Raw genomic sequence first — 22975 nt, forward strand, 5'->3', positions numbered from 1 at the left:
CAGTAAAATTAATGGAGGAGATTTTTATGTTTATGTATGCATTTTCTATTATAATTGTTGTTGTATCAAATATGATTTATCATATTTGCTCAAAATCAGTTCCGGAGAAGGCTAACCCTTTCTCTTCTTTATTCATTACTTATTTAACTGGAGTAATTGTAGCCGCTATAGCATTTAAATTTTATAAATCAGATAAAGGATTTTTTGAATCCTTTGATGATCTGAATTGGGCGAGTATATTACTAGGGTTTGCTATTGTTGGTCTTGAGTTTGGATATATAATGGTATATAGATCAGGCTGGGATATAAGTATAGGATCTCTAGTATCTAATATTCTTATTGCACTTATACTTATTCCAGTAGGTATAATTTTTTATAAGGAAGGCTTTAATATAAATAAATTAATAGGAATAATATTATGCATTCTTGGACTAATATTTATAAATAAAAAGTAAGAATCAATCACTACAATTTCGTAGTGATTGATTTTTTGTTTAAAAGTTAAAAAATTCTCACAATATTAACTGTTTAATATTCGTATAATTTAAGAAGATTTAATTGTAGTGCTTAGTTATTTTAAGATTAATAAATATATTTTATATATTTGATTAAAATTTTAATATGCTAAGGTTATAATTTTAAAAAAGTAATCATATTAAAATACTATGAATTGAAATTTGAAAAATATATTCCTAGAATTTATGTTGGGAAGTATTTTAATAAAATCAATAACTTAATTTATATGAATTAAAATCAAGTTATGAAAGAGAGGAATATTTATGTTTCGGAGAAAAAATAAAATATTGGCTGGTATGCTTTCAATGCTATTATCTATATTGCTATTAAACGGTTGTGGAAGTACATCTGCAGAAATACCAACTAATTCATCAGCCGATAATCAATCATCAAGCGGTGAATCTGTATTAAGATATGCTGTAGAATCTTCACCTAAAGGTTTGTTTAGCCCATTATTATCAAATACAACGTATGATAATAATGTAAATAGCTTGGTATATTCACCATTGATTTTATTGGATGAGAATAATGATTTTAAGCCTGGACTTGCAGATAAATATGAATTTTCAGGTGATAATCTTACTGTGACATTCAATTTAAGAAAAGATGTCAAATGGCATGATGGAGAAGATTTTACAGCAGATGATGTTGCATTTACATTTACTAGCATGGCTGATCAAAAGTACACAGGATCAAGATTCAATGAAATTTCCAAAATAGTTGGTGCGCAGGATTATCATGATGGTAAAGCAGATTCTATAAGTGGAATTAAGGTTATTGATAAATATACCATAAGCTTTACATATTCTAAAGTTTATGCGCCAGCATTATCAAATTTTTCACAACGTGGAATTATTCCGAAGCATATTTGGAGTAAAGTAAATGTTGCTGATTGGGATAAGCAAAGTGATTTGCTTAATAAGCCTGTAGGAACCGGACCATATAAGCTTATAGATTTTAAACCAGACCAATATGTTGAATTAGCTAAAAACGATAGCTATTTTGGAGGAGCTCCCAAAATAGATAAATTTATTTTTAAGGTTGCTAATACAGAAACAGAGCTTTCGGAGTTAGCAAAAGGGGATCTTGATATTGTTGAACTTTCAAGCACAAAAGAAGAAGATTTAAAGATGTTAAAAGATGCAGGTATAAAAATAGAGGAGAAACCAAGTGCGAATTATCAATTTATGACTATGAATAGCAATAGAGATTTCTTTAAAGATAAAAGAGTACGTCAAGCAATCACTTATGCGATAAACAGAAAAGGCATAGTTGATAGTTTACTAGGTGAACATGGACAAGTAATAAATGCACCTATATCTCTAGCTGGATGGGCTTATCCTAAGTCAGGACTTAATACCTATGATTATAATGCAGATAAGGCTAAAGAATTACTAAAAGAAGCTGGATGGATTGAAAATAATGGAGTTCTTGAAAAGGATGGTAAGAAATTTGAAGTGGATTTAATGGTTCCGACAGGAAATAAGGTTCGTGAACAAAGTGCTCCAATTATTCAGCAAAATTTAAAGGATGTAGGTATTATAGTAAATATCAGTACTATGGATGTTGCTTCTGCTATGGCAAAAACTAAAGGACAAGGAGATTATGACATGGGATTATTAGGATTCACCTTAGAAGTTGATCCAGGTGATGCCGATCGTTATTGGTCTTCAAGCATTGCAAATAATTCTCAATTTAATTTTTCGAATTTTATAAATGCTAAAAGTGATGAATTTATAGAAAAGGCTGCAACTACTATTGATCGTAATGAACGTAAAGAAGTTTATGCAAAATGGGGACAATTATTGAATGATGAAGCACCATATGTATTTTTATATTCACAAAATGCTATTCGTGCTCATAATCCCAAATTGCAAGGATATAAGTACTCAGCATATTCTGTATTTCCAGACATACAAAACTGGACGATTTCAAAATAGTAAGTTACTGCGCAAGAGTGATATGGAAGTAAACTATAAAAATTAAAAATTTGATGTATTGGTTAGGGTAAAAGCCCTAACCGATATGATTTTATAGGAGGAGGTGATTGTTCTGCAAAAATATGTATTTAGACGTTTAATACAAACAATACCTGTATTAATTGGAATTTCTATAATTGTTTTTATACTTGTAAAGCTACAACCAGGAGATCCATTTTCATCTATGATGGATCCTAATCTTTCACAAGAAATGAAAGAAAAAATGTTGGAACAATTGGGATACAATGATCCCATATTAATTCAGTATTTTAAGTGGCTAATGCAAGCTTTACAGGGGAATCTTGGATATTCTATTCAATTTAAACAGCCGGTTCTAAATGTTATAGGCAGCCGGCTGGGCAATACAGTTATCTTATCTATATGCTCAATGATTCTTAGTATTTTAATAGCGATTCCATGTGGAGTTATAAGCGCCACAAAACAGTTTACTAAAACTGACTACATTGTCACAGTATTTGCATTTATAGGATTATCTATTCCATCCTTTTTCTTTGGTATGATTTTGATTAAAGTGTTTTCTGTAAATCTAGGATGGCTTCCTATATCGGGTATGGTGACTACAGGCGTTAATTTAACTGGCTTATCATTTGTAATAGATGTTGCAAAGCATATGTTATTGCCGATGATAGTTCTTGCACTAATGAATACGGCTAGTTTAATGCGTTATACACGTTCTGATATGATTGAAATTTTAAAAACAGATTATATACGTACAGCACGTTCAAAAGGAGTTAGGAAGAGGAATGTTATATACCAGCATGCCTTAAAAAATGAATTACTGACTTTAATTACAGTAGTAACTATGCAGATACCATCATTATTATCAGGCGCTCTTCTTACAGAGACAATTTTTGTTTGGCCAGGGATTGGAAGGCTGAACTACAATGCTGTTATTAGCAGGGATTATCCACTTATTATGGGCATAGTTATGATGGTTGCGATAATAAGTTTATTTACGAATTTATTGGCAGATATACTTTATGCAGCCGTAGATAAACGTATAGAATTTGATTAAGGGAGGAAAGGTGTGTTAAAACATGTGATTTTAACTAGGTTTCTAAAGAATAAGCTGGCCGCAATTGGTTTTTGTCTTTTAATTATATTTGTATTAGCAGCAATTTTTGCACCATTTTTGTCAGGTTATGGGAGAGACACGATAGATTTAATGAATATAGAAAGTCAACCAAGTTTAAGGCATTTATTTGGAACAGATGAACTTGGAAGAGATGTATTTACTAGATTATTATATGGTGGACGCATTTCATTGGGGATTGCAGTAAGTGCAACTGTTTTGCAGTTGTTAATAGGAGTTACGTTAGGCTGCATCAGCGGATTTTATGGAGGCTGGATTGATAATGCAATCATGCGTATAGTCGATACAATTATGTGTTTTCCTTTCTTTGTGATAGCAATTACAGTTGCTGCGCTAGCTGGACCTAGTGTTTGGAACGTAATTTTGATTATAGGTCTTTTACAATGGACGGGAGTTGCTAGAATTGTAAGAGCTGAAATTCTTTCTATTAAACAAAGTGAATTTATTGAAGCTGCACGAGCTATGGGGCTTAACAGTTTTGAGATTATTATTAATCATTTGCTACCCAATACATTATCACCGGTTATAGTGAATGCTACGTTAGCTGTTGCACAAGGGATTTTAATGGAAGCTGGTTTAAGCTTCTTAGGATTAGGAGTAAAACAGCCCGAGCCAAGCTGGGGGAATATATTATCAGCAGCTCAAAGTATGCGTGTATTGCAATATGAATGGTGGCTTTGGATTCCTGCAGGAGTATTGGTATTCTTATCAGTTCTATCAATTAATTTTGTAGGGGATGGACTTAGGGATGCTCTTGATCCCAAAATGAATATATAGGAGGGGGGCAAATATGGATAAACAAATTCTCTGTATTAATAATCTATCTGTTAGTTTCGGGGAAGGAAAAGATAAAGTAATAGCTGTAGATGATGTAAGCTTTGCTTTTGAAAAGGGCAGAATACTAGGAATTATCGGGGAATCTGGTTGTGGTAAGAGTACTTTAGCTTTATCTATCATGGGATTGTTACCAGATAAGATAAGTAATATTGAAAATGGAGAAATATTATTTAATGGAAATGATTTAAGTAAGTTTACAGAAAAACAATTTGAATATATTCGTGGAAATGAAATTTCTATGATATTTCAGGAACCAATGACTTCACTAAATCCAGTATTTAAAATAGGAGGGCAAATAGCAGAGCCGCTAAAGATACATAAAAGTTTGTATGGGAGAGCGCTTAAGGAGAAGGTAATTGATATTCTTAGAGCAGTCCATATTCCAAATCCAGAAAAAGTTTATAATTCTTATCCACACAACTTGAGTGGAGGGATGCGTCAGAGAGTAATGATTGCAATGGCTCTAAGCTGTGAACCAGAAATATTAATCGCAGATGAACCTACAACAGCGCTAGATGTAACTATTCAGGCTCAAATTCTATTTCTATTAAAAGAATTAAATAATAAAGTTAAAACATCTATTTTGTTTATTACCCATGATTTATCGGTAGTTGCTGAAGTCTGTGATGAAGTTATGGTATTGTACGGAGGAAAGGTGGTTGAGCAATGTAATGTATATGAGTTATTCGATAATGCTAGACATCCTTATACTCTTGGATTATTGGAGTCACAACCGCATAGGTGTGAAAGTGGAAAACCTCTAAAAAGTATTGAAGGAATAGTGCCATCTTTATCAGATATGCCATCAGGGTGCCGATTTAGTAATAGATGTTCTAAAAAGTTTTGTGTAAAATGCGAAAGCGAGATTCCGCCATTATTTAATATTAGAGATAATCATAAAGTAGCATGTTGGTTATATGAGGAGGGAAAGGATTTTGATTGACACTATTTTAGAAGTAGATCGGATTAGAAAGAAATATGTAATTGAAAAAAGCTTTTTGGGAAGAGAAAAGATTGTTTTAGATGCGGTAAATGATATTTCATTCTCAATAAAAAAGGGAGAATGTTTTGCGTTGGTAGGAGAATCAGGATGTGGAAAGTCTACAACAGCCAGAACTATATTGAAATTAATAGATGCTGATGGTGGAAAAGTAATATTTGAAGATAAGACTTTATTTGATGTCGAAAATAAGAAATCAATTAGTAACAAAGAAATGTGCAGATTAAGAAAAGATATGCAGATTATTTTTCAAGATCCATTTGCTAGTTTAGATAAAAGAATGAAAGTTGGACAAATTATAGCAGAAGGAATTAAGAAACATAGATTGATACATGGGAAAGATGCATTTAATATAGCAGAAGAATACTTAAGGATTTGTGGTATGGATAAAGAAGCTATAAATCGATATCCTCATGAATTTAGTGGTGGTCAACGTCAACGAATAGGAATTGCTAGAGCTTTGGCTGTTCAGCCTAAATTTGTGGTCGCAGACGAACCAGTAGCTGCATTAGATGTTTCTATTCAAGCACAGATTATAAATTTACTGAATGAATTAAAAACACGATATCTACTAACTTTTCTGTTTATATCTCATGACTTAGGCGTTGTAAAATATTTCTGTGATAGAATTGCAGTTATGTATTTAGGGAACATTGTTGAGCTGGCTGAAAAAAAAGATTTATTTGATAATCCGATGCATCCATATACAAAAATGTTACTTGAATCTATGCCGGTTAGTCATCCAAAATTGAGGAAGCAGAGGCTTAGTATAAAAGAATCAGAGATAACATTGAAAGATAGAGAGAATGGGTGTAAATTTTGTAATCGCTGCGTATATGCATATGAGCGATGCAAAAATGAAATTCCTGTTTTTAAAGAAATTGAAGGTGATCATTTTATTGCATGCCATTTATATGATTGATTGGTAAACTTAATATATTAATCCATTAATTTTATGAATTATTACACCATTTGAAATAGAGGAATTTGAATATTTTTGTGGAAATATAGAATTTATGAAATATATTAAATTTAAAGAAAAAGTTTTTTATACTAATATGCTGAATTTTCTTGGTTTACAGAATGAAAACGCTGCTTAAACATAAAAATTAGCAATAATAGATTCAGATTATTATACAAGAGAGTGAGGTGTAAAATAGGAAGATACAAGCTAAATCATAAGTATCTATCCTATTAAGTGAATGAGTGAAACAGGTATATGTGGTTGGTTATCAAGAGATGGAAAATTTTATGAATGTGGTGAATCTAAACATAATCTTTTAGCATCCAGGTTAGAAAAAGAATTGGGATTAGAAATGTTTGATCAGGAGAAATCAATTTATCTTCATGATACAGCATTGCTAGAGACTCTTGGGTTTATTAAATTTACTCAATCTACCTATGGATTAGTAGGAGATAATTATGACAATCAATTTATGTTATTCTTTGGAAAAAGATTTTCTTATGAACAGCGAAAATGGATGGAAGAAAATATATTAAAGATGTCATCATATCAAAGATCAGAGTGCAGGCAAAGATTAATTTTGGGGTACTAAAATAATCATATAACTATGTACATATTCTTAATGTGCATATGAATGTTATAGAAATTATATATTGGGAATTTGAAATGCATAATTTTTAACTACGCGTGGTTTATTTAAATATTCGGGACATATCTAAAAATAAATAAACATAAAAATAGAGCTAGTATCATAGATGTTAGAATACTAGCTCTATTTTCTAATTAACATTATTTAATTGCAATTTTATAATATTGAAAAATAAACATTTAAACCTGTATAGTAAAATATAAATACAATGACTAGATTTTTTGTGTAAAACTGTTTTGTAACATATTTGAAAAAAAGATGAAGTAATATACAATTATGTTATAAGTATTGAAGGGGGGAATAAAATGAAAAGTCTAAGATTAAGAAATATTATTATTTGTACATTGGTTGCAGCTTCGATTACAGCGCTAACCCCAATAGGAGTTTCGGCAGAGTGGAAGTCTAATTATAAAGGCTGGTGGTATACAGAAGGTAATTCGTATGCCACTGGATGGAGAAGGATAGATGGCTTTTGGTATTATTTCTACCAAAATGGATATATGGCACAGAACACTACTATTGATGGGTATTACTTGAATTCCAGAGGAGTGTGGATTGATTCAGTAAATACATTAATAGGACAAGAAATATTAAAGAATGTCAGTATTCAAAATCCATCATTTTATATAGAGTGTCCAAGTAGTGGTGTGGATATTAGCAACCTAGAAAATATTATTAAAGATGATATAAGCAAGCTAAAAATCACTAACTCTTATGAAATGTTTAATGTATCTGATTATGATGTAACTATGACAAGTTATGGATCAGGTAATATTGGAATACAGGTTAAATGCAATTATAAAATGACAGCAGGAATGGAAGCAGATTTAGATTCAAGAGTGAGATCTATAGTCGCACAGATTGCTCCAGATAGCATGAGTCAGCCAGAGAAAGAACGTGCGATACATGATTGGATAATAAATAATACAAAATATGATCAATCCTTAACTATATATGATCCTTATAATACTTTAATTAAACATACTGGAGTCTGCGAGGGGTATTCTCTTTTAGCCCAAAAAATGTTTACTGTTGCAGGAATTAAATCAATGGTTGTAGAGGGTACTGCTGATGGACAGGTTCATGCATGGAACTTGGTTTATATAAATAACAAATGGCGTCATGTGGACTGTACGTGGGATGATCCAGTATCTAATTACGGCGATGTTATACAATACGACTATTATAACTTAACAGACCAAGAAATAAGTGCAGATCATTCATGGGACACTTCAGTTTATCCAAGTGCTAATTAGGTATATAATCCAACATAAATGAAAATATATATTATGCAATGCAAGCAATTAAATATTTATGGTAGTCCTGATTTATGTTGTTTATTTTTTGCATAATATATATTTAAATAATCTAAAAATGTGATATTGACTTAAAGTTAACTTTAAGTGTTAAAGTAAAGTTATAAAAACAAAGGAGTTGAGAGAATGAAATATCAAGCATCAAAAAATAGATATAATGAGATGAAGTATAGTAAATGTGGAGAAAGTGGTTTAAAGCTTCCTATGATATCCTTTGGTCTTTGGCATAATTTTGGAAGCAATGCAGATTATAATAACATGAAAGAATTATGTTTTACTGCTTTTGATAATGGAATAACCCATTTTGATTTGGCAAATAACTATGGGCCAGTTCCGGGAAGTGCAGAAGAAAATTTTGGACGTATTTTAAGAGACGATTTAGCGACATATCGTGATGAATTATTAATTAGTACAAAAGCAGGTTATAAGATGTGGGAAGGACCTTATGGAGACTTTGGAAGCCGTAAATATATATTAGCGAGTTTGGACCAGAGCTTAAAGCGTATGGGATTGGAATATGTAGATATATTCTATCACCATCGAATGGATCCCGATACTCCATTAGAAGAATCTATGATGGCTCTTGATACAGCTGTAAAAAGTGGAAAAGCACTTTACGCAGGAATTTCAAATTATAATGGAGAGACAATGGAAAAGGCAGCTGCGATTTTAAATGAATTAAAATGTCCATTTGTAATTAATCAAAATAGATATTCTATATTTGATAGAACTATTGAAAATAATGGACTTAAAAGAGCAGCAAAAGAAAACGGAAAAGGAATTATAGCGTTTAGTCCATTAGCCCAAGGGACATTAACAGATAAGTATTTAAGTGGAATTCCAGACGATAGCCGGATAAAGGTGGATGGAAGATTTTTAAAGCAAGATATATTGACAGAGAAGAAGTTAGAGCAAATTAGGAGATTAAACAATATTGCTTTAAATAGAGGGCAAACTCTTGCTCAAATGGCGCTTAGCTGGGTACTAAAAGATTCAGAAGTAACAAGTGTACTTATTGGAGCATCAAAACCGTCTCAAATTATTGAAAATGTGGGAATAGTTCATAAGATTGGATTCACGGATGAAGAGTTAATGATGATTGATGAAATAAGTGCTAACTAGGCTAGGGATAAAAAATAAGTTTTATGTATACATTTTCTTTTTCTTTCTATTCTAAAAATAGTAATTTTGGCGTATAATGTATCTTAGAAATTTCTGGTATTAAGGAGAGAAACTATGAAATATTCTATACAAGAAGCAGCTAGGATTACAGGACTAACACCATCTACCTTGAGATATTATGAATCTGAAGGATTATTGCCTAATATTAAAAGGGCCGAAAATAGACATAGATATTATGATGAGTCAAATCTAGAGTGGATAGCAGTAATTAATTGTCTAAAGAACACGAATATGCCTATTGAGCAGATAAAAGAATTTGTTATTTTAAATAGCCAAGGTGATGGTACATTATATAAAAGGTTGGAGTTAATATTAAAGCACAGGGAAAATGTTCAAAAAAAGATAGATGAATTAAATAAATATATGGAACATATTAATTACAAGGTTGACTATTTCACCATGGCGTGTGAATTAGGGACTGAAAAGGAACTTAAAAAAGAGCGATATCCAAATCATTTTTATATAAAAGAAGATGAATAATGAGAGTTAAGGAAAAAATATTTAGTGATACATAAAATATCAAATTAGCGTTTATATAAGTGAAAATATTTAAAAAGTTTAGTATTTTTTTATATTAGACTTTTTGTTATATAATTTCTAAATTCAATGGAAGATGAAAATTGATTTTGTGTAGTTAGTTATATAAAAATAGTAGAATTTAAGGTGATCATCAATATGAAATATTAACTAAATGTATGCAAATAGATTGATAAGAAACAGAGAGTAAGGGTAGTGAAATCTTATTAAGAAACAAGAAACTCTTAGGTATTGAAAATAAAAAATCGTATTTTAGAAAGAAGCAGCAACAGAGGAATTGATGGATAAAACAAAAAAGCAAATGGGTAAATAATTAGGAACTCTAGAAATAGGGTTCTTTTTGTGGTTGTTTTAAAATTATGATAAAAATACTTAAGAATTCTGATTAAAATGAAAAAAATGTTGCAACTTTATTAAAAATGTATTACTATATAACAGTAAAATCTAAAAGTTCAGATGAAGATAGCGGGAGAGTAATGGCTATGGTCATTCACCGAAGAAGTAAATCTTTCAGGTACCTATTTAATTAGAGATGACCGCTATTGGATGAAACCTTGGAGAGACTCGAAACGAGCACCGAAGGAGAAAGCTGTAAAGGCGAAACTCTCAGGTAAAAGGACAGGGGACAGATAACATATCTTATCAAAGTAATATATTATAAATTACTTCATTTAGATCTTATCTATTCCCATTTATATCTCAAATTACAAAACATTTATATTAGTAAAAGGCTTTTTAGTACATGCTTTTTTAACTAAGATGGAGGGATAAAAATGGATCAATTAAAATCAGGAAATCAAAATTTATCAAGAGGACTAAAAAATCGTCATGTTCAATTACTTGCAATTGGAGGAGCAATCGGTACTGGATTATTCCTTGGTTCAGGAAGGTCCATTCACTTGGCAGGACCATCTATATTGTTTGCGTACATGATAACAGGAATAATTTGTTTTTTTATTATGCGTGCCCTTGGGGAATTATTACTTTCTAATTTAAACTATCATTCATTTGTAGATTTTGTATATGATTATTTAGGAGAAAGAGCAGCATTTATAACTGGATGGACTTATTGGTTCTGCTGGATTTCACTTGCGATGGCGGATGTGACTGCTGCAGGCCTTTATATACAATACTGGTTCCCGAATATAGCTCAATGGGTTCCAAGTCTTATAATCCTTATAGTTTTATTGATTATGAACCTTACAGCAGTAAAGTTATTCGGTGAAATGGAGTTCTGGTTTGCCTTAATTAAAGTTGTTGCAATTTTAGCTCTAATTATAATCGGTATATTTATGGTTATTAAAGGATTTTCTACAGATGCTGGCGCAGCTAGCTTCACAAATCTTTGGAGTCATGGAGGATTGTTCCCGAAGGGTGCAACTGGATTTATTCTTTCGTTCCAAATGGTTGTATTTGCTTTTACCGGAATCGAGTTAGTAGGACTTACGGCTGGTGAAACAGAAGATCCAGAACGAGTTATTCCAAAGGCTATTAATAATATTCCAATTAGAATTATTATTTTCTATGTTGGAGCGCTATTTATTATTATGAGCATATATCCATGGACTTCAATTAATCCAGATAAAAGTCCATTTGTACAAGTGTTTTCAGCAGTAGGAATTGCAGCGGCAGCGAGTATTGTAAATTTCGTTGTATTAACATCAGCTGCTTCTGCATGTAACAGCGGTATTTTTAGCACAAGCCGTATGGTTTACTCTCTTGCAAAAGAAGGTAATGCACCAGAGTCAATGAATAAATTAACTTCTAATCAAGTACCTGCTAATGCTACAATCTTCTCAGCAATTATTATCTTGATTTCAGTTATTTTAAATTATATTATGCCAGAAGGAGTATTTGTTCTAATTACAAGTATATCAACATTTTGTTTTATCTTTATTTGGGCAATTATTGTTGTTTGCCATTTGAAATATCGTAAAACTAATCCAGAACTTGCAGCTTCGAACAAATTCAAGATGCCACTTTACCCAATCATGAATTATATAATTCTAGCGTTTTTAGCTTTTGTTATAATTACATTAGCATTTAATAATGAAACTCGTGTGGCTCTATTTGTAACGCCAGTATGGTTTATTATGCTTTGGTTGATCCATAAAGGGATTAAATCAAAAGCAGAAACAAAAGAAGCTGTTAAGAGGAATTTAACATAAGATTTTAATATTCAAATAACTCTGTTAAATGATTGTAGATTTTGATGTGATGAATGTTTTTAATACGTATGCTCACATTTTTAAAGTATGAATTTAAGAAATATTTAAGATAAAAGATAATAAACCACTTTATTCTAGATTAATCAGAATAAAGTGGTTTATTATATTGTTAACAATATATCTAAGTATGAATTAGTCTTGATACTGAGATAATTGTTGGCATGCAGAATTAAGAGAATTTATTGCTTGTTGAATTTTATTTTTATTATCTTGTTTTTCTGCAGAGCTAAGAGCTTGTTGTAGTGAACTTATAGTATCTTTGCATGAAGATACGCTTTGATCAACATATTGTTTAGCTTTTCCTGGCATATTTAGCACCTCCTATATAAATCATTCAAAGTTAGTATGAGCATAACTTAATTAAATATACGAAATTAAGAGAAGGAATTTGTATTGTAAATATTGGATATTTTGATTATGTAATACAAAAGGGAATAGTTTTTTTATTAATCTTAAGCTGCTTCTAAAATATAAACTTTAGTTATTAAAAGTAATCTGAATTATCTTAGCGTATTCAGTTATATAATTTTTATATTATTTAGAAGTGAAAAAGTATAAAAAAGTATAAAAAAGTATACAAAAGTATACAAAAGTATAATATACAACACATGAAAATAACTTTAGAATAATAAATGTAACTTAATACATAGGGGGATAAAAATGTTAAAAAGTATATTAAGAACATTAGCCGCTTTAACTATATTTACTATTATTCCAGTTATTTCATATGCTAATGATTCAACAAATGCATCGGAAATAAATTGGATTGAAGGGCCAAAGACTGTTGATGTAGGAACTGACTTAGCAAAGTTGGATTTGCCTAGTGAATACGTTTTTGCGAATGGAAAAGATGCAAAGGAATTAATGAAAGAAATGGATAATTCAGTTACCGGCATGGAACAGGGAATAGTTTTATCAAAAGATAATAATGAAAATTGGTATGTTTTATTTGAATTTGATAATATGGGATATGTCAAAGACAATGATGCAGGAAAAATAAATGATGATCAGTTATTGTCAGATATAAAAAATGGAACTGAAGAGGATAATAAGGAAAGAATGAAGAATGGAAAATCTACATTAGATATAATTGGATGGGATGAAAAACCACATTATGATCCAAACACCAATAATTTAGTATGGTCAGTATTATGTAATAGTAGTGGCGAACAGATAGTTAATTATAATGTAAGAGTTTTAGGGCGTGGTGGAGTGACTGAAGTCACACTGGTTGCAAGCAAGGACGAAATGTTGGCGGTTAAACCTAAACTGGAAAATATTATTAAGAATTATGCTTATAAAGAAGGAAAAAGATACTCAGATTACATAAAAGGCGATAAGGTAGCAGAAGCAGGATTAGCAGCACTAATTGTTGGAGGAACAGCATCTAAGATAGGTTTGTTTGCTAAAATACTAATAATATTTAAGAAGGTATGGATATTTGTTTTGGCTGTGATAGGAGGTCTATTTGGTAAAGTAATAAAGGTATTTAAGAAAAAGCCATATAGATATGATGAAACTGAATTGAATTCAAATAAAATTGTATTTAAAGAAAATTCTGAGGCAGATATAAAAAGCTGATATATTTTTTAAAATAATTTGTATGAGCTTTATTAGTCGCAAATATTCCAATATAAACTAAAGGTACATGTGAAAGTTTACTAAAAGCAACTTCCTCACATGTACATTTTTGTTGTATATGGAAAAAATTTATTGTAGTTATTCAGAATATAAATAAGGATTTGTTATAGGAAATGAGTAGAAATAAAAGCCATAAGTAAATTTATGTAAATTTACTTATGGCCATTAAATAAAGAATATAGCAGTATAACTCACACTAATATAGATAACTTAGTATCTAATTATAATCTTTCGACCATAATTAAACAGTGCAATACCTATATTAATATTTTGTTCGACTAAATAAGATACTTACACGACCATATATAATCTTTTGACTATATATGATTATTACACTACCAAATATAATCTTAGCTTGACTTTATAAGATAAGTTAGAATCCTATTATAATAAAATTAATCTACTATAATAAGACTTTTCCTAACCATATAAAATCTCATCTAATGTTAATACAAGTCTTTTGACTTGTATTAAATTCTGATAAACAAATATATTGTTTTTTGAACATATTTGTTTGCTTAACTGTTATATCCTTTATGATACTAGCATATCCTAAAGGAAGTATTTGATACTATGAAATTCATGGTAGTGCTATATAAATTTTCATTGATAAAATAATTAACTAGTAATTTTAAAAAAATTTCTAGTGATATAGTGATTAGTTAAAAGTTTTTGCGTGCAATATGTAGACTTAATGACTACAAAATTGTAGTCGTTAAGAATTGAAATTTAAATGTAAAATCATAAGGCGTTTTTATAATTTTATATTTAATACTATTTTCTATTATGTTCTTGTAAACTAGTTAAAGGCACTTCGCGTGAATTTTTTGGATTTTTAAAAAAATGGATATTAGCAGTTTCTGTATTAGTATTTACGCTTTCGATGTAAATTGGAGTTCCATTAAGTGTTACATTTGCCATTACTGATGATGAAACAATTTCCTGTGCTCTTTCTTTATCCATAATAAATCTCTCCTTTATGATTTTATGATTAGCTATATATTTGACATGGGAAAATTATAATATTCAATAAAAAATAAAAGTTCACAGTTTCTTAACAAGTTTTAATAAATTTTATTTTTACATCAAAAGATTGTGTGAAAAAATATTTTATTAGATAAAATACGCTTATTATAAAAAATATAATATGGTATTATGGGAGTAGATGAAATAATTAGTAGAAAAGTAGAAGGTGATAGACTTGATAGATTTTGATTATAGAGGATTAACGGGAGATATCATTACAAAAGAGGAATTTAGTTATGAAGAAGAACGAAAGGCTTGGAATAGGGCTATAGAAAAATATCCATTAGCAATTGTATATTGCCATACTAATGATGATATCATCAATGCAATAACTTGGGCCAAATTGCATTCAGTAGAAATTAGAATAAGGTCAGGCAGACATCACTATGAGGGATATTCAACAGGGAATGATGTTTTGGTTATTGATATTAGCAAAATGAATGCAATTAGTGTAGATGAAGAAATAGGAATAGTAAAGATGCAAGGCGGAGTTAGGAATAGGGAACTTTACGAGGTTTTAGGAGAACTGGGCTATCCATTTCCAGGAGGAGGATGTCCAACTGTTGGAGTTTCGGGACTAACTTTAGGTGGCGGATGGGGTTATTCAAATAGATTGCTTGGATTAGCCTCTGATAACTTACTTGAAATTGAATTGATAGACTATAAGGGGGAAAGAATAGTTGCTACAGATAAATCTAATACAGACTTGTTTTGGGCTTTAAGAGGTGCTGGTGGAGGAAATTTTGGAGTAGTTACTAGCATGATATTTAAACTTCCTGAAAAAATTAAGATGGCGACTTTAATAGATATCGATTATATAGGCGTTGATGATCATGAGATATTAGATATATTTGAGATTTGGACACATTTATATATGAGTTTAGATAAAAGAGTTAATTTAAAGATGGGGATATATAATTCAGAAATAAAAGGAAGAGGAGTCAGAATTACAGGAATATTATATGGTTCCAGAGAAGAGGCAGAAGTAATTTTAGGCGACTTTAAGAATATTTCTAAAAAAGGAGTATTTGATTTTAACTATATTTCAGTTTTGGATGTAAATAGAAGGATTCAAGATGGTCATCCTCCATATGAAAAATATAAATCGGCAGGAAGATTCGTATATAAGGATTATAGTAGAAGTGAAATGAAAAAAATCATAGAACTTGTTGAAGAGAGGGCTAAAGGTGCAGTATATGCAGCTGTTTCCCTATATGGATTAGGTGGAGCAATTATGGAAAAAGATAAAAATGATACAGCTTTTTACTATAGAGATGCGAAATTTATAATGGGATTTCAATCTGTTTGGGAAGAAGCTGAGTATGCGCCTATGAATATAGAATGGGTTAAAGAAAAGCTTAAATACATAAATAGTATCACAACAGGTTCATATATTAATTTTCCATGCGCAGATATTGAGGATTATGAAAAAGAGTATTATGGAGAAAATTTAGAAAAATTAAGAGAAGTTAAATTAAAATATGATCCGTATGAGGTGTTTAAATTTCCTCAAGGAATACGAATTGGAAACGGGCAAAATTTAAATTAAGGAAATTATTTATAATAAAATATTATTTGGAAGCGAAAAAAGGCTATGTATAAGAGATAATTGTTTTAAACTTATACATAGTCTTAAGTTTTTTATACTACTTTTAAAATGAAGATATTCAATAATTTTGTGTACGCTTAAAAATATTTTAGAAAATATTTTGCCAGTAAGACTTTATATTGAATTATATTACATAATTTGCTAAGATTTATACATAGAAATAAATCAAATTTTAAATACAAATGTAAAGCTATTCTGGTTTTAATGGGAAGATATTACTGTTTGAACATTAGTGTATTATTGTGTAATATTTTAGGAGGTAATTATTTGGTTAATTTTGAGATGGAGATTAAAAAAATAAATCCAATCAATATAAAGGAAATGGAATTGAATAGATATAAGATCGATGATGACATTAAGAAATCCATTATTCTATATAATTCAGCAATAGGAGAAATAAAAAAGAGTAACTTTGAGTTGGCTGTAAATGATTTGAAAAAAGCTTTATCCTATAATAAGGGGTTTTCAGATGCAATTAAGCTTATTGGATTGTGCTATGTTAGTATGAAGCAATATAGAAATGCAGAAAAGATCTTTAAGAAACTTAAAAAATACGCTATATATGATAGTTTAGCAAATGATTATATACAAAGTCTAAAAATAAAATCATCCAGAGGAAGAAATGTAAATAATATGGATGTTATAAATCATATTAATAGTGATATATGGAATGAGTACTCTAAAAAAACAAAGCGCTCGACAGGGAAAATAATTATGGTTATATTAAGTACAGTAATCATTATGGGTGGTATTGTAATGAATTATTTTTATCCAAAGTTTATTCAGGTGGCAATAGCGAAGGTTCCTATCGAAACTCAAGAATTTTTACATAAGCTTAGTATAAATAATAAACTAATAGTAAAGCAAGAGGAAGTCGATAACGATCAGAACAAAGTAGATGATTCGTTAGAAGAGAACATGGTAAATCTTGAAAATAGTGAGAAAGCTAAAATAGATTCAGAAGATCAGAAAGTAAAAAGCGATAGCTATAAAAATAATATCTTTGGCATGTTAGATGAGGCTGAGAAATCAATTGGAGACGGAAAATATGAAATTGCTGCTGAGGATTTAATAAATGTGAAGAACGAAAATCTTGATAATGATATGAAAGCGAAGTTTGATAAATTATGGCAAGATTTAAAAATAAGTGGACTCTGGCCTATATACAATGATGGAAATAAGCTATATAAACAAAAAAAATATGCGGAAGCACTTCCTAAATTAAAAATGGCTTCACAAATCGATTCTGATATAGATATTATGCCTTGGTTGATGTATCAAATAGGGACATGCTATAAAGAGACAAATGATTATTCAAATGCTCTTATATATTTTAGGCAAGTTAAAGATAAATATCCTAAAACTGAGTATTCTTCATATGCAGATTATAGTATGAAGGAAATGGGGAATTAGAAATGTTTCTTTCCCCCAAAATAGCTATGCTTATGTAATTAATTTAAAAAAAATTTAATAATAATAATTATAATTAAAACGTGCCGCATTAGATTAAATAGTCTATACAGCACGTTTTATCACTATCCTTAAATAATAATAAATAAAAATTACACAAAAGTGGGATAATTGTATATAATTATATAATATTGTATTATATAGGTAGAGGCGTTTTAATGATCTAATATAAAATAAGATTAAAGGAAATTAGCCTTTAACTCATGCTTATATGAGACAGTATTATTGACATATTTTTTAGATTGTATATGGATTGGAGCGTGGTACTTTTGTATTCTATTATTATAGTAGAGGATGATTCTATACAAAGAGACATTTTAAAGAGAATGATATTATCTGTATGTGACTTTGTAAAAATTTATGAGGCTGATAGCGAAATGTCAGCATTAGAAATAATTTTAAATAATGATATTAATATGTTTTTAATAGACATTAGTTTAAAACAATCTTCAGGATTGGATCTTGCTATGAAGATTAGAAGTATATCTAAATACGAATTTAGGCAAATTATTTTTTTGACAACACACATGGAATATATAACCCAAGCATTTAAACAAACTCATTGCTATGATTACATTGTAAAACCATATGATAAAAATGATGTACAAGCTATGTTGAATAAGATTATTCTTAATGAAACAAGTGATTTAAATAACAAAGTTGATAATTATAACGAGGAAAAAGATAAAGAGATTGTAATCACATTAAAAAATGGCGTGTACGTTGGAATAAAGGTAAATGATATTATATTTATAGAAGTTGATGGTAAAAACTGTGATATTAATACTTACAATGGAGTTTATACTGCATATAACATAAGTTTGAAAAAAATATTGCAGCTAATTGACTGCAATTATATAGTTCAAAGCCATAGAGCTTTTGCAATAAACACGAATTATATATACAAAATAGAAAAACTAGATGTTAAACTTAGTGAAGTATATTTTAATGAATGTAGTAAGACAGCATTTTTAGGATACAAATTTAAAAATAGCATTATGTCTGAATTTAAAAAAGGAAAAGTGATAATATGTTAAGTTCAGCGATTATAAATGGGATGAATACATTTAATATAATTTATTTATGGGCAACATTAACCAAGAAAAATAATGATATATTGAAATTGGCTTTAAGTGTATTGATTGCTTCAATTCTGTGTACAGGTATTGAAGTATTACAATTAAACTTTATTATAACCTACATAACAATTATTACAATTATTAAGGTAGTATATAAAATAGATTTAAAACAAGCTGTGCTAGGATTTTTTTTGGTACTTATTATAATAATAAGTTTAGAATTAATATTTTCTGCTCTTATTGATAAATTTATTTTCGATAATATATTTAAGGCAATTTGTGTAGAAGGAATAATACTGGGAGGAGAAATTATATTTTCAAAGATAAATCTATTAAATGAAAACTTTATTTTTGAGAATAAGGATAATGTAGTTTTTATTTATTCTATTCTAATATGCAGCGTATATGCTATTCTTTTTAAGATTAGTTGGTATTATGACAACATAGTGATCTTGAATAATTTATTCATTTCATCTTTAATATTTGGCATACTGGCTTTATCTCAGGTTTTGATATATTTATATTTTATTAAGGTAACAAGGGAAAAAGAATCCTTAAAAGTTTCTAATGAATATAATACAGTTATTGATGAAATAGTTCAGGAAATAAAACAAAGACAACACGATTTTGTTAATTATAAAAATTCAATAAGGGGAATGGTGGAGGTTTTAAGTGAAAGAGATTTAAAGGAAGCTATTAGAACTTATATGAAAGACGAAGATATATATGATAGTAAAATAAATGAACTTATATATATTGATAATGTAATTGTTAGATCTATAATATATAGGAACATGTGCAGAGCAAAAAAGAATAATATTACTTTTAAATATGAGATAGAGAATAGTGTTTTAGATAATATATTAAGTTATAATGAGTTCTCTAATTTATTAAATAATTTATTAAATAATGCTTTTGATGAAGTGATAAAAGAAGAATGTACAGTAAAATATATTGAAATAAAGATTTTTAATAAAGACAAAAAATCTCATCTAGTGGTTAAAAATCAAATAGTAAATCCTAGTGATATTAACTTAGATGAGATTTTTACAAGAGGCTATTCTACTAAAAATATTGATACAAGAGGTTATGGTTTATATAATGTACAACAAATAGTTAACTTACGTAATGGATATATTAAAATTAATATAGAATGCAATGAAATTCTTTTTGATATTTATTTCAATAGTTCCTCGGGATAATCTGGCTCTCCCCACATACCTGGACAGCTCGATTTAGATGTTAAGTTAAATAACTTGAGAAGTATAGCTGAAAAAATGTTTATAGATTTTTGCATTTGAAACAACTCCTTTTCTATTAATAATAATTATTTGAAGTATTTGTATGAATATACTTGCAAATATGCAATTACATATTTGCACATTTGACAGGGTAAAGAATACTACAATCCAAAGAGTTAGCGATATTAAAGAAATTATTTTTAATGTCGCTTTATTTTTTACAGGTCTCTTTAAATTACGGCATGGCGCATAAATTGCAACTATAATAAAAGATATTGTAAAGAAAATTATATTAAAACTATTATTTATCTTAGGTGCTAATGTAGTAAATAGCATTACCATTATGAAGTACATTGTAGTAACAAATAAACATGAAATAAAAGTTTTACAGTGAACACCTCCCATAAAGGGCCTAATTGAAATTAAAATAACATAAGATAGTAAAAGTATAGGGACTTTATTCAAGCTTAGAAATATTAAGAATATAACTATAAAATCGAATAAATTGCCTAAAATTACTTCTAATGTATATTGAATTTTAAGTAAATCTGTTTTAATTAAAGAAGAGTTATTTTCTTCTAAGTACCTTGTTATAAAAGTTGATATTAATTTTATCATTTTAACCTCTCTAGATTATTTAGTGAATAATATCTTTATAAAGCATATTGGATAAAATTTCAATATTATTGGAATAAAACGTACAAATTTTGGAATGAAAAGAATAATTGTTTAATAATTAAGCAAATAATTTATTGCATTGCTTTTAATACTTCATATTGTATGTTTAGAGGAAACACTATTTATTTAGGTTTAGTAATATGAGAATATATAAATGTGGTAAAGAGTGTTATTAAGCTGATGGTGATGTTAATAATACTAATAATTAAGAGGGGAGAGGTAATATGAAAAAACAACTTAGAAAAGTGATGATTTTGGCTGTATCATTATTAATGCTTTTGGGACAAACTCCTAACATTGTTTTCGCTGCAACTTCACCAAATATATCAAGCAGTGCTTATAACAGTGAAAACATATTTACTCAGAGTGGTTACAAAGGACAATGTACATGGTTTGTATGGGGACGTGCATATGAGAAATTAGGAATAAAGTTAAACTCTCAGTTTTATGGCAATGCAAAACAATGGTGGAATGAAACTACTTATCCGAAAGGGCAAACACCAGCCGCTAATTCTATAGCTGTATTCGGGAATGGTAGCGCGGGGCATGTTGTATTTATTGAAAGTGTTTCTGGTGACACAATATACTTTAACGAAGCTAACTATCATGTGAGTAAGGCATATGATGGCGCAGAGGAAAATCAGACAGTATCAGCATTTAAGAGCAGATCTGCGAATTTTCTTGGATTCATATATCTACAGGGTAATCCATCTGAACCGAGTGATCCAACACAAAGTGGCTTTACTTATCCCAATAATGCTCAAGTATCAGGAGATTTTCTTTACGTAAGAGATTCGAGTGGGAATATTATTTCTGGTCGTAGAGTTGATGATGGGGATAAAATAACAGTATTGGATGTTAGTTATTCAACTCAATTGGCTTTGATAGAATATCCAACACCTAATGGAGTAAGGACAGGATATGTTACAAATGCTACAAATATAATTAAATATTTTAATGCTGGAGCTTGGAAAAATGGTTCTACATCAGAAAATGTTTATGATTCTAATGGAAATGTAATAGGATCACTATCTCCTGGTGAGACCGGGACACCACTGTATCGTAAAAATGGTAAGCTGAGTGTAGTTTATAATACGTCTAAAGGCGCAAATACTAAATCAGGATTTGTAGTATATAATGGAGGTTTCAATAAGTATTAACAAGTGAGTTTTAAAAATGTGGGTATGACTTTATTTCAAAGAGGAAAGTCTAAATGAGATTGTGGGTTAGAGAATAGGTTTTATATATACATTTATAAATAATAAATATAGTTTAATAAAAATTGATGATATAAAATGTTTGATATCATCAATTTTTTTATTATTTTATTTTAGATATAACCTTATATGCAAATGTTTCTGAATAGTATATAAAGTGAATTGAAAGAATTTATAAATTAAGGTTTCATATTTTTAAAATATCAAAAGTATATAGGTTGGATTTTTAAATATTTACTTCAGAATATTCAATCTATACAACGGTTTCTAGTGTATCAATATATGTATTAGTTAGCATAATAGCGAATAATAGCGAAAAAACAGAATAACTTCACAAAAAGGTGAGAAGATAGGAAATTAATATATGCCAGAGGTGTTAAGATGAAACACGTCGCTAAGAGATGTGAAATTAATAACTTAAAGCTAATAGAACTAATGAAAATGAAGTTCAAAAAGTTTTTTGAAAAGTTGTTGACAAGCTTTGAAAGCGGTGATATACTGAGTAAGCTGTCAGAAACGACAGATATTTTTAAAGCCCTATAACAACAGGCTTTAGAAAGAAAAATTGGTCTTTGAAAATTGAACAGAATAACATAAATACATTTAAGTAAACCAGCAATTTTATTTGAGTAAGCTAAGATTAAACTTTTTATTGAGAGTTTGATCCTGGCTCAGGACGAACGCTGGCGGCG

Annotated in this window: 21 protein-coding genes and 1 riboswitch; of the genes, 18 read left to right on the forward strand and 3 right to left on the reverse strand. The window is 29.3% G+C overall.

Features of this window, described 5'->3' with window-relative positions; genetic code table 11:
• The first annotated feature begins 26 nt into the window (after window positions 1-26).
• The 11 genes from L3B96_RS12840 (at window position 27) to L3B96_RS12890 (ending at window position 12262) form a co-directional block, all read left to right on the forward strand.
• The gene (locus L3B96_RS12840) at window positions 27-455 is read left to right on the forward strand and encodes an EamA family transporter (RefSeq protein ID WP_238861295.1); all 429 of its coding nucleotides are present in this window, start codon (window positions 27-29) and stop codon (window positions 453-455) included.
• Between the two features lie 324 nt (window positions 456-779).
• Window positions 780-2456 carry a peptide-binding protein gene (locus L3B96_RS12845; protein ID WP_238861296.1) on the forward strand — a complete coding sequence of 559 codons (1677 nt, stop codon included), beginning with the start codon at window positions 780-782 and terminating at the stop codon, window positions 2454-2456.
• Window positions 2457-2559: 103 nt separating this feature from the next.
• Window positions 2560-3531 carry an ABC transporter permease gene (locus tag L3B96_RS12850; protein WP_077308815.1) on the forward strand — a complete coding sequence of 324 codons (972 nt, stop codon included), beginning with the start codon at window positions 2560-2562 and terminating at the stop codon, window positions 3529-3531.
• A 12-nt stretch (window positions 3532-3543) separates the two neighbouring features.
• Complete coding sequence (opp4C, locus tag L3B96_RS12855; RefSeq protein ID WP_077308813.1) at window positions 3544-4386, forward strand: oligopeptide ABC transporter permease; 843 nt, start codon at window positions 3544-3546, stop codon at window positions 4384-4386.
• A gap of 13 nt (window positions 4387-4399) precedes the next feature.
• Complete coding sequence (locus L3B96_RS12860; RefSeq protein WP_238861297.1) at window positions 4400-5389, forward strand: ABC transporter ATP-binding protein; 990 nt, start codon at window positions 4400-4402, stop codon at window positions 5387-5389.
• Window positions 5382-6368 (forward strand): ABC transporter ATP-binding protein, encoded by a 987-nt coding sequence (locus L3B96_RS12865; RefSeq protein WP_238861299.1) that lies wholly within the window; start codon window positions 5382-5384, stop codon window positions 6366-6368. The genes L3B96_RS12860 and L3B96_RS12865 overlap by 8 nt, the downstream gene beginning before the upstream one ends.
• A 280-nt stretch (window positions 6369-6648) precedes the next feature.
• A complete protein-coding gene (locus tag L3B96_RS12870) occupies window positions 6649-7002 on the forward strand; it encodes a hypothetical protein (protein ID WP_012060134.1) in 354 nt (117 codons plus the stop codon).
• A gap of 362 nt (window positions 7003-7364) precedes the next feature.
• Entirely contained in the window at window positions 7365-8315 is a 951-nt protein-coding gene (locus L3B96_RS12875) for a transglutaminase domain-containing protein (protein ID WP_238861300.1), read from the forward strand.
• 186 nt (window positions 8316-8501) lie between these two features.
• Window positions 8502-9497 (forward strand): L-glyceraldehyde 3-phosphate reductase, encoded by a 996-nt coding sequence (mgrA, locus tag L3B96_RS12880; protein WP_012060132.1) that lies wholly within the window; start codon window positions 8502-8504, stop codon window positions 9495-9497.
• Between the two features lie 114 nt (window positions 9498-9611).
• Window positions 9612-10037, forward strand: coding sequence for a MerR family transcriptional regulator (locus L3B96_RS12885; protein WP_012060131.1), 426 nt, complete (start codon window positions 9612-9614; stop codon window positions 10035-10037).
• Window positions 10038-10638: 601 nt separating this feature from the next.
• A riboswitch (glycine riboswitch) is annotated at window positions 10639-10726 on the forward strand.
• Between the two features lie 141 nt (window positions 10727-10867).
• Window positions 10868-12262 carry an amino acid permease gene (locus tag L3B96_RS12890; protein ID WP_238861302.1) on the forward strand — a complete coding sequence of 465 codons (1395 nt, stop codon included), beginning with the start codon at window positions 10868-10870 and terminating at the stop codon, window positions 12260-12262.
• Window positions 12263-12454: 192 nt separating this feature from the next.
• Here L3B96_RS12890 and L3B96_RS12895 read toward each other — a convergent pair whose 3' ends face one another.
• Complete coding sequence (locus L3B96_RS12895) at window positions 12455-12631, reverse strand: hypothetical protein (RefSeq protein WP_023972996.1); 177 nt, start codon at window positions 12629-12631, stop codon at window positions 12455-12457.
• A 351-nt stretch (window positions 12632-12982) separates the two neighbouring features.
• Between L3B96_RS12895 and L3B96_RS12900 the strand changes: the two genes are divergently transcribed.
• Window positions 12983-13903: a DUF2167 domain-containing protein gene (locus tag L3B96_RS12900; protein WP_238861304.1), complete on the forward strand. Its 921-nt coding sequence runs from the start codon at window positions 12983-12985 to the stop codon at window positions 13901-13903.
• An 834-nt stretch (window positions 13904-14737) separates the two neighbouring features.
• Here the strand turns inward: L3B96_RS12900 and L3B96_RS12905 are convergent.
• The gene (locus tag L3B96_RS12905; protein ID WP_238861306.1) at window positions 14738-14926 is read right to left on the reverse strand and encodes an H-type small acid-soluble spore protein; all 189 of its coding nucleotides are present in this window, start codon (window positions 14924-14926) and stop codon (window positions 14738-14740) included.
• A 238-nt stretch (window positions 14927-15164) separates the two neighbouring features.
• Between L3B96_RS12905 and L3B96_RS12910 the strand changes: the two genes are divergently transcribed.
• The 4 genes from L3B96_RS12910 (at window position 15165) to L3B96_RS12925 (ending at window position 20349) form a co-directional block, all read left to right on the forward strand.
• Window positions 15165-16538: an FAD-binding oxidoreductase gene (locus L3B96_RS12910; protein ID WP_238861320.1), complete on the forward strand. Its 1374-nt coding sequence runs from the start codon at window positions 15165-15167 to the stop codon at window positions 16536-16538.
• A gap of 327 nt (window positions 16539-16865) precedes the next feature.
• Window positions 16866-18011, forward strand: a complete 1146-nt coding sequence (locus tag L3B96_RS12915; protein WP_238861308.1) for a tetratricopeptide repeat protein — start codon at window positions 16866-16868, stop codon at window positions 18009-18011.
• A gap of 326 nt (window positions 18012-18337) precedes the next feature.
• On the forward strand, window positions 18338-19105 hold the full coding sequence (locus L3B96_RS12920; RefSeq protein ID WP_081300660.1) for a LytTR family DNA-binding domain-containing protein: 768 nt from the start codon (window positions 18338-18340) through the stop codon (window positions 19103-19105).
• Window positions 19099-20349, forward strand: a complete 1251-nt coding sequence (locus L3B96_RS12925) for a GHKL domain-containing protein (protein WP_238861310.1) — start codon at window positions 19099-19101, stop codon at window positions 20347-20349. Before L3B96_RS12920 ends, L3B96_RS12925 begins: the two co-directional genes overlap by 7 nt.
• Window positions 20350-20394: 45 nt before the next feature.
• Here L3B96_RS12925 and L3B96_RS12930 read toward each other — a convergent pair whose 3' ends face one another.
• A complete protein-coding gene (locus tag L3B96_RS12930; RefSeq protein ID WP_238861311.1) occupies window positions 20395-21006 on the reverse strand; it encodes an accessory gene regulator B family protein in 612 nt (203 codons plus the stop codon).
• Window positions 21007-21290: 284 nt separating this feature from the next.
• On the opposite strand from L3B96_RS12930, the gene L3B96_RS12935 reads away from it, so the two are divergent.
• Window positions 21291-22226 carry a CHAP domain-containing protein gene (locus L3B96_RS12935; RefSeq protein WP_238861313.1) on the forward strand — a complete coding sequence of 312 codons (936 nt, stop codon included), beginning with the start codon at window positions 21291-21293 and terminating at the stop codon, window positions 22224-22226.
• Window positions 22227-22664: 438 nt separating this feature from the next.
• On the forward strand, window positions 22665-22826 hold the full coding sequence (locus L3B96_RS12940; RefSeq protein WP_238861315.1) for a hypothetical protein: 162 nt from the start codon (window positions 22665-22667) through the stop codon (window positions 22824-22826).
• Window positions 22827-22975: the final 149 nt, after the last annotated feature.

The organism is Clostridium sp. YIM B02569 (assembly GCF_022320765.1).
Lineage (GTDB): Bacteria > Bacillota > Clostridia > Clostridiales > Clostridiaceae > Clostridium > Clostridium beijerinckii.

Excerpts from the sequence above, each read along its gene's own strand:
- L3B96_RS12840 (WP_238861295.1), top strand. The coding sequence starts at position 27 with ATGTTTATGTATGCATTTTCTATTATAATTGTTGTTGTATCAAATATG.
- L3B96_RS12845 (WP_238861296.1), top strand. The coding sequence starts at position 780 with ATGTTTCGGAGAAAAAATAAAATATTGGCTGGTATGCTTTCAATGCTA.
- L3B96_RS12860 (WP_238861297.1), top strand. The coding sequence starts at position 4,400 with ATGGATAAACAAATTCTCTGTATTAATAATCTATCTGTTAGTTTCGGG.
- L3B96_RS12870 (WP_012060134.1), top strand. The coding sequence starts at position 6,649 with ATGAGTGAAACAGGTATATGTGGTTGGTTATCAAGAGATGGAAAATTT.
- L3B96_RS12875 (WP_238861300.1), top strand. The coding sequence starts at position 7,365 with ATGAAAAGTCTAAGATTAAGAAATATTATTATTTGTACATTGGTTGCA.
- mgrA (WP_012060132.1), top strand. The coding sequence starts at position 8,502 with ATGAAATATCAAGCATCAAAAAATAGATATAATGAGATGAAGTATAGT.
- L3B96_RS12885 (WP_012060131.1), top strand. The coding sequence starts at position 9,612 with ATGAAATATTCTATACAAGAAGCAGCTAGGATTACAGGACTAACACCA.
- L3B96_RS12890 (WP_238861302.1), top strand. The coding sequence starts at position 10,868 with ATGGATCAATTAAAATCAGGAAATCAAAATTTATCAAGAGGACTAAAA.
- L3B96_RS12895 (WP_023972996.1), bottom strand. The coding sequence starts at position 12,631 with ATGCCAGGAAAAGCTAAACAATATGTTGATCAAAGCGTATCTTCATGC.
- L3B96_RS12900 (WP_238861304.1), top strand. The coding sequence starts at position 12,983 with ATGTTAAAAAGTATATTAAGAACATTAGCCGCTTTAACTATATTTACT.
- L3B96_RS12905 (WP_238861306.1), bottom strand. The coding sequence starts at position 14,926 with ATGGATAAAGAAAGAGCACAGGAAATTGTTTCATCATCAGTAATGGCA.
- L3B96_RS12925 (WP_238861310.1), top strand. The coding sequence starts at position 19,099 with ATGTTAAGTTCAGCGATTATAAATGGGATGAATACATTTAATATAATT.
- L3B96_RS12930 (WP_238861311.1), bottom strand. The coding sequence starts at position 21,006 with ATGATAAAATTAATATCAACTTTTATAACAAGGTACTTAGAAGAAAAT.
- L3B96_RS12935 (WP_238861313.1), top strand. The coding sequence starts at position 21,291 with ATGAAAAAACAACTTAGAAAAGTGATGATTTTGGCTGTATCATTATTA.
- L3B96_RS12940 (WP_238861315.1), top strand. The coding sequence starts at position 22,665 with ATGAAACACGTCGCTAAGAGATGTGAAATTAATAACTTAAAGCTAATA.